Genomic DNA, 13,042 nt, shown 5'->3' on the forward strand with positions numbered 1-13,042 from the left:
CGGATGCTGTGGAGAAGTCTCCGGAACCTGTGCACGGACCGGGGGACAGCACTGTGGACAAAGTCATAGCACCCCGACGACGAACCACTTGACCTGCACTTTCTCCATCCACCGGCTGTGGGGGAGAAAAACTTTCCCGACTGGCTCAAGATCTCGGCAGACAGCGCCCGCGCGAACCGGAGCCCACCCTCGAAGTAAGGACTCCAGGTGCATTGCATCCATTACCTGTGGAAGATTAGATTGACCCCATGAAACAGGCCCCCGCAGCGCCGGAGAGCGACCGGCGGACCTCCCGGCACCGACACGACCGCGAGATCGTGTCGCTCGCCGTACCCGCCTTCGGCGCCCTCGTCGCCGAGCCGCTCTTCGTGATGGCCGACAGCGCGATCGTGGGCCATCTCGGCACCCCGCAACTGGCCGGTTTGGGTATTGCCGCGCCTCTGCTCACCACCGCCGTGAGCATCTTCGTCTTCCTCGCCTACGCCACCACCGCCGCCGTTTCCCGCCGGGTCGGCGCGGGAGATCTGCGCGCCGCGATCCGCCAGGGCATGGACGGCATCTGGCTGGCCCTGTTCCTGGGCGCCGTGGTCGTCGCCGCCGTACTCCCCGCCGCCCCCTCGCTGGTCGGCCTGTTCGGCGCCTCGGACACCGCGGCCCCTTACGCCATCACCTATCTGCGCATCTCGGCCCTCGGCATCCCCGCCATGCTCGTGGTCCTCGCCTCGACGGGCATCCTCCGCGGCTTGCAGGACACCCGAAAGCCCCTGTACGTCGCGATCGGGGGCTTCACCGCCAACGGAGCGCTCAATCTGGGACTCGTGTACGGCGCCGGGCTCGGCATCGCCGGATCGGCCTGGGGCACCGTCATCGCCCAGTTCGGCATGGCCGCCGTCTATCTCACCGTGGTCGTGCGCGGGGCCCGGCGCCACAACGCCTCGCTCCGGCCCGACCTCGCGGGCATCCGGAACAGCGCACAGGCAGGCGCCCCGCTGCTGATCCGTACGCTCTCGTTGCGGGCCGTCCTGATGATCGCGACCGCCGTCGCGGCCCGGCTGGGGGACGCCGACATCGCCGCGCATCAGATCATCCTGTCCCTGTGGAGTCTGATGGCCTTCGCCCTCGACGCGATCGCCATCGCCGGCCAGGCGATCATCGGGCGCTATCTGGGGGCCGGCGACGCCCACGGAGCCAAACAGGCCTGCCGCCGCATGGTGGAGTGGGGCGTCGCCTTCGGGGTCCTGCTCGGCGTGCTGGTGGTGGCGGCCCGGCCGCTCTTCGTTCCGCTCTTCACCAACGACCACACCGTCCAGCACACCCTGCTGCCCGCCCTGCTCGTGGTCGCCCTGACCCAGCCGGTCGCGGGCGTGGTCTTCGTCCTCGACGGCGTCCTGATGGGCGCGGGTGACGGCCCTTACCTGGCGCGGGCCATGTTGGTGACCCTGGTCGTCTTCGCCCCGGTCGCACTGCTCGTACCGACCCTCGGCGGCGGCCTCACAGCGCTGTGGTGGGCCATGGCGCTGATGATGACCGTCCGCATGCTGACGCTGGTCCTGCGGGCCCGCTCCGGGCGCTGGCTGGTCACCGGCGCCAGTCGCTGACCCGGAGGCGACCCGTGACTGCTCGCGTGGTGTTTCACGTGAAACGCGGCCATCTGCTTCCGTCCCGTTTCACGTGAAACACCGAAGGCAAGCACGGAAGAAGGGCCGCCCCCCGAGGGGTACGGCCCTTCTTCTTCTTCTGCTGTGCGGTGCTTAGGCGGCGATGACCTCGACGCCGAGCTTCGCGACAACGTCGGAGTGCAGACGCACGGACACCTGGTGAGCACCCAGGGTCTTGATCGGCGAACCGAGCTCGACGCGGCGCTTGTCCACGTCCGGGCCACCGGCAGCCTTGATCGCCGAAGCGACGTCGGCCTGGGTGACGGAGCCGAAGAGACGGCCGGCGTCGCCGGAGCGAACAGCCAGACGCACCTTCACGCCCTCGAGGCGGGCCTTGACCTCATTGGCCTGCTCGATGGTCGCGATCTCGTGGATCTTGCGCGCACGACGGATCTGCGCGACATCCTTCTCGCCACCCTTGGTCCAGCGGATCGCGAAACCACGCGGGACCAGGTAGTTGCGAGCGTAGCCGTCCTTGACGTCAACGACGTCGCCGGCAGTGCCGAGGCCAGAGACCTCGTGGGTGAGGATGATCTTCATTTTTCGGTCACCCTTCCCTTATCGCGCGGTGGACGTGTAGGGCAGCAGCGCCATCTCACGGCTGTTCTTGACGGCCGTGGCGACGTCACGCTGGTGCTGCGTGCAGTTGCCGGTAACGCGGCGGGCACGGATCTTGCCGCGGTCGGAAATGAACTTCCGCAGCATGTTCGTGTCCTTGTAGTCCACGTAAGCGGTCTTGTCCTTGCAGAAAGCGCAGACCTTCTTCTTAGGCTTGCGCACAGGCGGCTTCGCCATGGTGTTTCTCCTGTGTGATCAAGAAGTGGGGGTTACGAACTGCCCTAGAAGGGCGGCTCGTCCGAGTAGCCGCCGCCGGAGCTTCCGCCCCAGCCGCCACCGCCGTTGCCACCCTGCTGCGGCTGTCCGCCGCCGGCCGGCGCGCTGGAGGCCCAGGGGTCGTCGGCGGGTGCACCGCCGCCGGCCGGCTGGCCACCGCTGGGAGCTCCGCCCCAGCTGCCGCCGCCCTGCTGCTGACCGCCGCCGCCGTATCCACCCTGACCGCCGCGACCGGTGGTCTTGGTGACCTTGGCCGTGGCGCTCTTGAGGCTGGGGCCGACTTCCTCGACGTCCAGCTCGTAGACCGTGCGCTTGACGCCCTCGCGGTCCTCGTACGACCGCTGCCTCAGCCGGCCCTGCACGACTACGCGCATGCCTCGCTGAAGCGACTCCGCGACGTTCTCCGCCGCCTGACGCCAGACCGAGCAGGTCAGGAACAGGCTTTCGCCGTCCTTCCACTCATTGGTCTGACGGTCGAAGGTGCGGGGAGTGGACGCGACACGGAACTTCGCGACGGCCGCACCGGAGGGGGTGAAGCGCAGCTCGGGGTCGTCGACGAGATTGCCGACGACCGTGATGACGGTCTCGCCTGCCATGGGTGAACCTCTCGGCGGGGATTGCTGCTGGCTGCTGTGTTGCTACTCGGACCCGATTACCTCTGAGCGAAAGCTCAGTGGGTCTCGGGACGGAGGACCTTGGTCCGGAGGACCGACTCGTTCAGGTTCATCTGACGGTCGAGCTCCTTGACGACCGCAGGCTCGGCCTGCAAGTCGAGAACCGTGTAGATGCCCTCGGGCTTCTTCTTGATCTCGTAGGCGAGACGCCGACGGCCCCAGGTGTCGACCTTCTCAACCTTTCCGTTGCCCTCGCGGACGACGGAGAGGAAGTTCTCGATCAGGGGAGAGACAGCGCGCTCCTCCAGATCGGGGTCGAGGATGACCATCACCTCGTAGTGACGCATGTGGAACCCACCTCCTTTGGACTCAGCGGCCACGGTCGTTCCGTGGCAGGAGGGTCGTGATGCGTAAGCAACGGTATCGGCCCCCACTGACAATCCCCTCCGTGAGGAGCGGGAGGGCATGCGGGCACGGCTGACACCGGTGCAGACCGTCCAGAGTACCTGTTGACCCGCTTCCGGTTGAAATCCAGTGGGCAGGGGACGCAATCTGTACACATCGGTGTGTGCGGCGTCACCCTTCGCCGCTTTCCGCCAGGAGGTGCCCCATGGCACAAGCAGTGCGACCGAACGCCCCCGTCTCCCTCTTCGCCACCGACGGCAGGCCCCACCCGCTCCAGGACACGTTCGCGGCCGTCACGGTCGTCCTGGGCGTGCTGGCCTTCACCACGGCGTGGTTCTACAACCTCCACCTGCTCAGCTCGTGGGCCGGCCTGATCGGCATCGTCACCGGCGCGTACGGGCAGTTCATCTCGGCGACGACGCGCGAGCGGTTCCTGTTGATCCTCGGGCTCGGCGCATCCGCCGTCGGCTTCTTCCTCGGCATGGCCCACGGCGGCCTCTTCGGTGGTGTCGTCGGCGGCTGACGGCCGCGCGACACCCGTCCCCGCCACGGAATCCCGCGCGGCACAGAGCCGTACGGCCATCCGGGGCGCTCCTGTGGCCCAGTAGGCTTCGGCACGAGAGCCGGAGCCCCTGACCCCATGGGGACACACCTGCCGAGGAGCGCCCCGCATGAGCCTGACCCTGAGGACCATCAGCCGTGAGCAGCATCTGGCGTACATCCAGACCCTGCCCGCGGCGAGCCACTGCCAGGTCCCGGCGTGGGCTGACGTCAAGACGGAGTGGCGTTCGGAGAGCCTCGGCTGGTTCGACAAGAACGAGCAGCTCGTAGGCGCCGGCCTGGTCCTCTACCGTCAGCTCCCCAAGGTCAAGCGCTACTTGGCGTATCTGCCCGAGGGCCCGGTCATCAACTGGTACGCGCCCAACCTGGACGAGTGGCTGAAGCCGATGCTCGCGCACCTCAAGCAGCAGGGTGCGTTCTCGGTGAAGATGGGCCCGCCGGTGGTCATCCGCCGCTGGGACTCGACGGCCATCAAGTCCGGTATCCAGGACCCCGATGTGAAGCGCCTGCGCGACGTCGAGGCCACTCACATCGAGCCGCGCGCCTTCGAAGTCGCCGACCGGCTGCGCAAGATGGGCTGGCAGCAGGGCGAGGACGGCGGCGCCGGGTTCGGCGACGTCCAGCCGCGCTACGTCTTCCAGGTGCCGCTCGCCAACCGCTCGCTCGACGACGTCCTCAAGGGCTTCAATCAGCTGTGGCGCCGCAACATCAAGAAGGCCGAGAAGGCCGGCGTCGAGGTCGTCCAGGGCGGCTACGAGGACCTCGCCGAGTGGCAGCGCCTGTACGAGATCACCGCGGTGCGCGACCACTTCCGCCCGCGCCCGCTGTCGTACTTCCAGCGCATGTGGACCGTCCTCAACTCCGAGGACCCCAACCGGATGCGGCTCTACTTCGCGCGCCACAACGGTGTGAACCTCTCGGCCGCGACGATGCTCGTCGTCGGTGGGCACGTCTGGTACTCCTACGGCGCCTCCGACAACATCGGCCGCGAGGTGCGGCCCTCCAACGCGATGCAGTGGCGGATGCTCCGCGACGCCTACGCGATGGGCGCGACCGTCTATGACCTGCGCGGCATTTCCGACTCCCTGGACGAGACCGACCACCTCTTCGGTCTCATCCAGTTCAAGGTGGGCACCGGTGGTGAGGCGGCCGAGTACCTCGGCGAGTGGGACTTCCCGCTGAACAAGCTGCTCCACAAGGCGCTGGACATGTATATGTCGCGCCGCTGACCGGTTGCGTAACCTCGTTCCTCGTACCTCCCACATCGCAGCCATCAGAAAGGTCCGGACGGCCATGGCGCTCACCCTCTATGTCGACTCCGCTCGCTGGCGGGCGCACCAGAAGTCCGTGATCGACCAGTTCCCGGGCATCGTCCCGGTCTGCAAGGGCAATGGCTACGGCTTCGGCCACGAGCGGCTCGCGGACGAGGTGTCCCGGTTCGGCTCGGACATCCTGGCGGTCGGCACCACCTACGAAGCCGCCAAGATCAAGGACTGGTTCAGCGGTGATCTGCTCGTCCTGACGCCGTTCCGGCGCGGCGAGGAGCCGGTGCCGCTGCCCGACCGGGTCATCCGCTCGGTCTCCTCGGTGGACGGTGTGCACGCCCTGGTGGGCGCCCGCGTGGTCATCGAGTGCATGAGCTCGATGAAGCGCCACGGCGTGAAGGAGGAGGAGCTCGGCATGCTCCGCTCCGCCATCGAGGACGTACGCCTCGAAGGCTTTGCGCTGCACCTTCCGCTGGACCGCACCGACGGCTCGGACGCCGTCGAGGAGGTCATCACCTGGATGGACCGGCTGCGCGCGGCCCGGCTGCCGCTGCACACCATGTTCGTCAGCCATCTGCGCGCCGAGGAGCAGGCCCGGTTGCAGCAGCAGTTCCCGCAGACCCGCTTCCGGGCGCGCATCGGGACGCGGCTGTGGCTCGGCGACCACGAGGCGACCGAGTACCGGGGCTCCGTCCTCGACGTCACCCGGGTCACCAAGGGCGACCGGTTCGGCTACCGCCAGCAGAAGGTCGCCTCCGACGGCTGGCTGGTCGTGGTCGCCGGCGGCACCTCGCACGGCGTGGGCCTCGAGGCACCGAAGGCGCTGCACGGAGTGATGCCCCGGGCCAAGGGCGTCGCCCGCGCGGGGCTCGCCACCGTCAACCGCAACCTGTCGCCGTTCGTCTGGGCGGGCAAGCAGCGCTGGTTCGCGGAGCCCCCGCACATGCAGGTCTCGATCCTGTTCGTGCCGTCGGACTCCCAGGAGCCGCGCGTGGGCGATGAGTTGGTGGCCCATCTGCGCCACACCACCACCCAGTTCGACCGGCTCGTCGAGCGCTAGTCCCGCCTTCTGGCACCCACGACATCGGGCCCCTGACCGACGACAGCCGCCGTCGGTCAGGGGCCCGAGCCTTGCCCCCGTCCCCTAGGAGACGGGGGTGCTCGTGCCCCATTCGACCCGCGACCCCTGTTCGAGCAGGGCCGCGTGACGTGGCGGATGTGCGGCATGGCCCAGGACGAACACGTCCTCGGCCCGGTCCAGAACGCCGCCCGAGGGATCGTCGGAGCCGTCCCGCCGAACGACGTCGCGTTCGGGCAGCAGGATGTCGCGCACCACCACGGCGCACAGATACAGCGTGGTCAACAGATGCGCGGCGATGGCCAGTTGATAGCCCTCCGTCGGCAGTCCCTGATGCTTCTCGCCGCTCATCGTGTAGGCGAGGTACAGCCAGATCCCGAGGAAGTAGGCCACCTCTCCGGCCTGCCAGATCAGGAAGTCCCGCCAGCGCGGCCTGGCGAGCGCGGCCAGCGGGATCATCCACAGCACGTACTGCGGCGAGTAGACCTTGTTGGTGATGATGAACGCGGCGATTACGAGGAAGGCGAGCTGGGCCAGCCGCGGACGGCGCGGCGCGGTGAGGGTGAGCACGGTGATTCCGGCGCAGGCGAGAACCATGAGGAGCATGGCCAGGGCGTTCACCATGTCGGTGTCCAGGCCCTTGCCCGTACGCTGCGAGATGATCAGCCAGAACGAACCGAAGTCGACGGACCGCTCCTGGCTGAAGGTGTAGAACTTCTTCCACCCCTCGGGCGCCAGCATCATCACCGGCAGGTTCACCACGAGCCAGCCACCTGCCGCTCCCAGCGCGGCAGCCCCGAACTCCCGCCATTTCCCTGCCCGCCAGCACAGCACGAGCAGCGGACCGAGGATCAGTACGGGGTAGAGCTTCGCGGCTGTCGCAAGCCCGATCAGAATGCCGAACGCGAGCGTCCTGCCACGCGACCACATCAGCAGGGCAGCCGCGGTGAGAGCGACGGCGAACAGGTCCCAGTTGATGGTGGCCGTGAGCGCGAAGGCCGGGGCGAGCGCCACCAGGAGGCCGTCCCAGGGGCGGCGGCGGTGCGTCCGGGCGACACATACGGCGATGACGGCCGTGCACGCCATCAGCATCCCCGCGTTGACCATCCAGTACATCTGCTCGCGGTGCTGCATGTCGCCGCTGCCCGGCGTCAGCCAGGAGGCGACCTCCATGAACAGACCCGTGAGCACCGGATACTCGAGGTAGTTCATGTCGCCGTTGAGGCGGTCGAAGTACGGCACCAGGTTGTCCGCGAACCCGCGGAGCGAATACAGATGCGGGATGTCCGAGTAACAGGCGTGTGTGTACTGCGAATTGGCGCCCCGGAACCATGCCCAGTCGTAGCAGGGCACCTTCTGCACCATCCCCAGCGCGAACATGCCGATCGCGACGAGCACCACCACCCTGACCGGGGTGAGCCAGTGTCGGCCGGGCCTGGCCCAGCGGCCGAGCGGGCCGCCGATCAGCTCGCTGCCGGCCGCGGCGACCTCGTCCTGCTCCGTGGGGCGCACGACGGGTTCTGCGGAGTCTCCGCGCCGGTTCCGGTACGCACGGGGGCTCGTCTCACTCGTCATGGCGGACATCCTGCCGTACAGCGCTGTGGATGCGGGGAGCGGCTGTGTTTCACGTGAAACCAGGAGACCGTTTCACGTGAAACGGGGGGTGACGTTTCACGTGAAACGTCACCCCCCGCCATCAGTAAGCGGATCTAGCCGCCGGTCCCTCCGAACCAGGCGCCGCCGGGGCCGCCCCCTCCCGGACCGCCGCCGGGTTTCGTTTTCGTCGGCGACGGGCTCACGGTCGCCCCGCCGTCGGTTCCACCATCCGTCGGGCCCTGGTTGGTGGTGCCGCCGGTCGTGTCGTTGCAGGTCCAGTCCCACTTGCTGCACGAGTGGGTCGGCGTCGGCGACGGCGGGGGCATCGAGGGGGTGATGGACGGCTTCGGGGTCGGTGTCGGGGAGGGAGCAGCGGAGCTCGGGGTCGGGGACGGGGTGGGGCTGGGGGACATGCCACCGCCGTACACCTTGTCGCCGATCTTCTGGGGAGCGGGGAACGATTCGGCGGGGGAGTTGCCGAGCGCCTGCTCCATGTAGTCGTGCCAGATGGTCGACGGGAACGAGGCGCCGTGGATCTTGTCCTGGCCACCCGTTCCGAACATCTTCAGGAACTCGCGCTTCTTGCTGGTCTCGTTGTCGTCGAGGCGGTACATGCCGACGGCCGTCGCGTACTGCGGGGTGTAGCCCACGAACCAGGCCGACCGGTTGCCGTCGGTGGTACCCGTTTTGCCCGCCACCTGCCGCCCGCTGAGCTTGGCGTTGGTTCCCGTGCCCTTTTCGACGACGTTCTTCAGGACGTCCGTGACGTTGTTGGCCACGGCGGCGGGGAAGGCGCTCTTGGTCTGGTCCTCGTGCTGGTAGATGGTCTTGCCGTCCTTCCTCACCTCCGTCACCGAGAACGGATCGCGTTGCGTGCCACTGGCAGCGAACGTGGCGTACGCACCGGCCATGCGGATCGCGCTGGGCGAGGACGTACCGATGGAGAACGACGGCACGCTGGAGGAGGCCATGCTGGTCTTGCTGTCGCGCAGCCCGGCGGCCATGGCGGCCTGCTTCACCTTGTCGGTGCCGACGTCCATACCGAGCTGGACGTAGGGGGTGTTCACCGACTCCTGCATCGCGTAGCGCAGGTCGATGGCGTAGCTCGGCGGGTTGTAGGACTGGTCACCATCGTTGGTCTGGAGCCACTCCTTGCCCTCCTGGTCCTTCCAGATGGTCCCGTCGTAGTTCTTGATCTTCAGCTTGTTCTTGCCGCTGTAGATGCTGTCCGGAGAGACGGGCGTCCGGGACGAGTCGCTCTGCGAGGCCGGCTTGTCGGGGTCGCGCTTTCCGTACTGCATCGCGGCCGCAAGCACGAACGGCTTGAAGGTCGAGCCGACCTGGGCACCGGTTTCGTCGGCGTTGTTGGTGAAGTGCTTGGTCGCGTCGTCGCCGCCGTAAATGGCCACGATGGCCCCGGCCTTCACATCCACCGAAGCGGCACCGAACTGGACGAAGGTGTCCTTCTCGGGGCGCTTCTTGGGGTCGATGTTCTTGTCCCGGACCTTCTTGACCACGCTCTCCATCTCCTGGACCTTCTTCTTGTCGAAGGTCGTGTAGATCTGGTAGCCGCCCTTGGCCAGGTCGATGTCGGGGTTGCTGTTCTTCGCGGACGCCTGGGCGAGGGACACCAGGTAGCCGATCTGCCCGCCCAGATTCGCGTTCTTCTTCGGCTTGTCGGGCATCGGGAACGTCTGGTACTTGGCGCGCTCGGCCGCGTCCATGTGCTTGTCCTTGACCTCTTGGTCGAGGATCCAGCCCCAGCGCTCGGTGGCGTTCTTGGTGTTCTGTTCGGCGGTCGCCAGCGGGTCGATCTCGGGGGCGCCGGCCGGGTCGAAGTACGTCGCTCCCTTGAGGAGCGAGGCGAGGAAGGCGCACTGGCTCGGGTCGAGGTCCTTGGCGTCCTTGCCGTAGTACGTACGGGCTGCGGCCTGGAGACCGTAGGCGCCGCGACCGTAGTACGCGGTGTTCAGGTACCCGGCCATGATCTCGCTCTTCGGCCGGGTCGCGCCGACCTTGATGGAGATGAAGAGCTCTTTGAACTTACGGGTGATCGTCTGCGACTGGTCGTTGAGCTGCGCGTTCTTCACGTACTGCTGCGTGATGGTCGAGCCGCCCTGGGTCTGGCCGCCCTTGGCCATGTTCACCAGGGCGCGCGCGATGCCCTGGGGGTCGACGCCGCTGTCGGTCTCGAAGGTCTTGTTCTCGGCCGAGATGACGGCGTACCGCATCGCCGTCGGGATCTGCTCGTACGGGATGATCTGGCGGTTGACCTCCCCGCCGGTGGCGACCATCTGTGACTTGTCGGACCAGAAGTAGACGTTGTTCTGGGCCTTCGCCGCCTGGGCCACGTCCGGGATGGCCACCATGTAGTAGGCCACCCCGATGACGGCGATCAGCACGCCGAAACATCCCAGGGCGCACGCGCTGACGAGCTTCCAGGAGGGCATCCAGCGACGCCACCCGTGCTTGCCGAAGCGGGGGTAGTCGATGAACCGCTTCTTGGACGGCCGACCGCCGCCCGCGTCACCCGCACCGCCCCGTCCCGCCCGGCGCCCGGGTCCCGAAGGCGGCCCGGCGCCGTCGGGGGCGCGCCTGCGTCCGCCACCCCGCTGGGCCCGCCGTGCCTCGGCCCGGCCGCCATAGGCGGTCTCGTCCGCACCCGAGGCAGACGGTGACCCGTGCGAGGCGGACAGCGAGGGGCCCGCGGATCCGGCTGCCGGCCGGGCCGCCCTGCGACCGGAGGGCTGCTGCGCGGCGCGCCGGGCCGCGGCCCGCCCACCGCCCTGGGGCTGCGGCGGTTTGCGACGGTGCTCGCTCATCGAACGACTACTCCTCGGGCAGGCGAGAGCGCCTGGAAACGGCAGCTGATTTCCTGTCCCCCCGGTGCACGCGACGGCCCCGCGAAGGACACGGTCGCGCTGCGTCCCGTGTGCCGATGGCGTTGAACACGCCGACGTCCCCCTGACGCCACTCGGCACACAGTGATCTGCATGGCGCACAGACTACGCACGCTCAAAACCTCCCTAGGGCCGAAGTTCACCCCAAATCAGGCAACTTGCTGCCTATGAATTGAGGATGTGACGCCGTTCACCATGGCCCCTCTTGCCGCAGCTGCCGCACCGCCCTATCGTGCTGATGTATCGAGTCGATACATCAGCACGGCATAAAGGTCCCCGACTGCCGAGGAGGCGAAGGATGAGCAGGCGCTCCGGCATCCTCGAATTCGCCGTACTCGGCCTGCTCCGTGAGGCCCCCATGCACGGTTACGAGCTGCGCAAGCGGCTCAACACCTCGCTGGGGATCTTCCGGGCCTTCAGTTACGGGACCCTCTACCCCTGCCTCAAGACACTGGTCGCCAACGGCTGGTTGATCGAGGAGCCGGGCAGCGCTCCCGAGGACGCGCTCGCCGCTTCACTCGCAGGGCGCCGCGCCAAGATCGTCTACCGGTTGACGGCGGAAGGTAAGGAGCACTTCGAGGAGCTGCTCTCCCACACCGGCCCCGACACCTGGGAGGACGAGCACTTCGCCGCCCGTTTCGCCTTCTTCGGCCAGACGGAGCGAGAGGTGCGGATGCGCGTGCTGGAAGGTCGTCGCAGCCGGCTGGAGGAGCGCCTCGAGAAGATGCGCGCCTCCCTGGCCCGTACGCGCGAGCGCCTGGACGACTACACGCTTGAGCTCCAGCGCCACGGCATGGAGTCCGTGGAGCGCGAAGTGCGCTGGCTGAACGAGCTCATCGAGAGCGAGCGGGCGGGACGGGATCAGCGATCCGGCCCCGCCACCGGCTCCGCTCAGCAGGACCACCACACATCAGGAGAGACGGGCGGTCTGCCCCGGCACCGGGACAGCACCCGGCCGGATCCGTCCGAGGACACCGCCAACTGAAGGCCCTGCGCACGCAGGACTTCGAAGAGATCGAACAGGGAGCAACCGGAATGGGTTCGGTTCGCGTAGCCATCGTCGGCGTGGGCAACTGCGCCGCCTCGCTGGTGCAGGGCGTCGAGTACTACAAGGACGCCGACCCGGCCGCCAAGGTCCCGGGTCTGATGCATGTCCAGTTCGGCGACTACCACGTCGGTGACGTGGAGTTCGTCGCCGCGTTCGACGTCGACGCCAAGAAGGTCGGCCTCGACCTCTCGGACGCCATCGGCGCCAGCGAGAACAACACCATCAAGATCTGCGACGTCCCGAACAAGGGCGTCACGGTCCAGCGCGGCCACACCCTGGACGGTCTCGGCAAGTACTACCGCATGACCATCGAGGAGTCCGCCGAGGCTCCCGTGGACGTCGTGCAGGTCCTCAAGGACAAGCAGGTCGACGTTCTGATCTGCTACCTGCCGGTCGGTTCCGAGGACGCCGCGAAGTTCTACGCGCAGTGCGCCATCGACGCCAAGGTCGCGTTCGTCAACGCCCTTCCGGTCTTCATCGCCGGCACCAAGGAGTGGGCGGACAAGTTCACCGAGGCGGGCGTCCCGATCGTCGGCGACGACATCAAGTCGCAGGTCGGCGCCACCATCACGCACCGCGTGATGGCGAAGCTGTTCGAGGACCGCGGTGTCCGTCTTGAGCGCACCATGCAGCTCAACGTCGGCGGCAACATGGACTTCAAGAACATGCTCGAGCGCGACCGCCTCGAGTCCAAGAAGATCTCGAAGACGCAGGCCGTCACCTCGCAGATCCCGGACCGCGACATGGGCGAGAAGAACGTCCACATCGGTCCCTCGGACTACGTGGCCTGGCTGGACGACCGCAAGTGGGCGTACGTGCGCCTCGAGGGCCGCGCCTTCGGTGACGTTCCGCTGAACCTGGAGTACAAGCTCGAGGTCTGGGACTCCCCGAACTCCGCGGGTGTCATCATCGACGCCCTGCGCGCCGCGAAGATCGCCAAGGACCGCGGCATCGGCGGCCCGATCCTCTCCGCGTCGAGCTACTTCATGAAGTCCCCGCCGGTGCAGTACTTCGACGACGAGGCCTACGCGAACGTCGAGAAGTTCATCAAGGGCGAGGTCGAGCGCTAGAGCTCGCACCCCT

General features: G+C 67.6%; 12 protein-coding genes. 6 read left to right on the top strand and 6 right to left on the bottom strand.

All coding sequences use genetic code 11. The features are described from left to right. Positions 1 to 248 precede the first annotated feature (248 nt). Complete coding sequence (locus DWB77_RS19240; RefSeq protein WP_120722418.1) at positions 249 to 1,598, top strand: MATE family efflux transporter; 1,350 nt, start codon at positions 249 to 251, stop codon at positions 1,596 to 1,598. Positions 1,599 to 1,751: 153 nt separating this feature from the next. Here the strand turns inward: DWB77_RS19240 and rplI are convergent, their stop codons facing one another. The 4 genes from rplI to rpsF form a co-directional block, all read right to left on the bottom strand. Continuing rightward, on the bottom strand, positions 1,752 to 2,198 hold the full coding sequence (gene rplI / locus DWB77_RS19245; RefSeq protein ID WP_120722419.1) for a 50S ribosomal protein L9: 447 nt from the start codon (positions 2,196 to 2,198) through the stop codon (positions 1,752 to 1,754). Between the two features lie 18 nt (positions 2,199 to 2,216). Beyond that, positions 2,217 to 2,453 carry a 30S ribosomal protein S18 gene (gene rpsR / locus DWB77_RS19250; RefSeq protein ID WP_005315025.1) on the bottom strand — a complete coding sequence of 79 codons (237 nt, stop codon included), beginning with the start codon at positions 2,451 to 2,453 and terminating at the stop codon, positions 2,217 to 2,219. Between the two features lie 44 nt (positions 2,454 to 2,497). Beyond that, positions 2,498 to 3,088, bottom strand: a complete 591-nt coding sequence (locus DWB77_RS19255) for a single-stranded DNA-binding protein (protein ID WP_120722420.1) — start codon at positions 3,086 to 3,088, stop codon at positions 2,498 to 2,500. A gap of 74 nt (positions 3,089 to 3,162) precedes the next feature. After that, positions 3,163 to 3,453: a 30S ribosomal protein S6 gene (rpsF, locus tag DWB77_RS19260; RefSeq protein ID WP_100575641.1), complete on the bottom strand. Its 291-nt coding sequence runs from the start codon at positions 3,451 to 3,453 to the stop codon at positions 3,163 to 3,165. 263 nt (positions 3,454 to 3,716) lie between these two features. Between rpsF and DWB77_RS19265 the strand changes: the two genes are divergently transcribed. From DWB77_RS19265 to DWB77_RS19275, 3 genes are all read left to right on the top strand, one after another. After that, positions 3,717 to 4,034, top strand: coding sequence for a hypothetical protein (locus DWB77_RS19265; RefSeq protein ID WP_120722421.1), 318 nt, complete (start codon positions 3,717 to 3,719; stop codon positions 4,032 to 4,034). A gap of 148 nt (positions 4,035 to 4,182) precedes the next feature. Next, positions 4,183 to 5,301: a lipid II:glycine glycyltransferase FemX gene (locus DWB77_RS19270; protein WP_120722422.1), complete on the top strand. Its 1,119-nt coding sequence runs from the start codon at positions 4,183 to 4,185 to the stop codon at positions 5,299 to 5,301. Positions 5,302 to 5,365: 64 nt separating this feature from the next. After that, entirely contained in the window at positions 5,366 to 6,397 is a 1,032-nt protein-coding gene (locus DWB77_RS19275) for an alanine racemase (RefSeq protein ID WP_120722423.1), read from the top strand. A gap of 84 nt (positions 6,398 to 6,481) precedes the next feature. Here the strand turns inward: DWB77_RS19275 and DWB77_RS19280 are convergent, their stop codons facing one another. Further along, the gene (locus tag DWB77_RS19280) at positions 6,482 to 7,990 is read right to left on the bottom strand and encodes a glycosyltransferase family 87 protein (protein ID WP_120722424.1); all 1,509 of its coding nucleotides are present in this window, start codon (positions 7,988 to 7,990) and stop codon (positions 6,482 to 6,484) included. Between the two features lie 134 nt (positions 7,991 to 8,124). Further along, the gene (locus DWB77_RS19285; protein WP_120722425.1) at positions 8,125 to 10,833 is read right to left on the bottom strand and encodes a transglycosylase domain-containing protein; all 2,709 of its coding nucleotides are present in this window, start codon (positions 10,831 to 10,833) and stop codon (positions 8,125 to 8,127) included. Positions 10,834 to 11,209: 376 nt separating this feature from the next. On the opposite strand from DWB77_RS19285, the gene DWB77_RS19290 reads away from it, so the two are divergent. Then, positions 11,210 to 11,896, top strand: coding sequence for a PadR family transcriptional regulator (locus DWB77_RS19290; RefSeq protein WP_120722426.1), 687 nt, complete (start codon positions 11,210 to 11,212; stop codon positions 11,894 to 11,896). A gap of 50 nt (positions 11,897 to 11,946) precedes the next feature. Continuing rightward, complete coding sequence (locus DWB77_RS19295) at positions 11,947 to 13,029, top strand: inositol-3-phosphate synthase (protein ID WP_120722427.1); 1,083 nt, start codon at positions 11,947 to 11,949, stop codon at positions 13,027 to 13,029. The last annotated feature ends 13 nt before the right edge of the window (positions 13,030 to 13,042 follow it).

Origin of the sequence: Streptomyces hundungensis (assembly GCF_003627815.1) — a bacterium.
In the GTDB taxonomy this organism is placed as follows: domain Bacteria; phylum Actinomycetota; class Actinomycetes; order Streptomycetales; family Streptomycetaceae; genus Streptomyces; species Streptomyces hundungensis_A.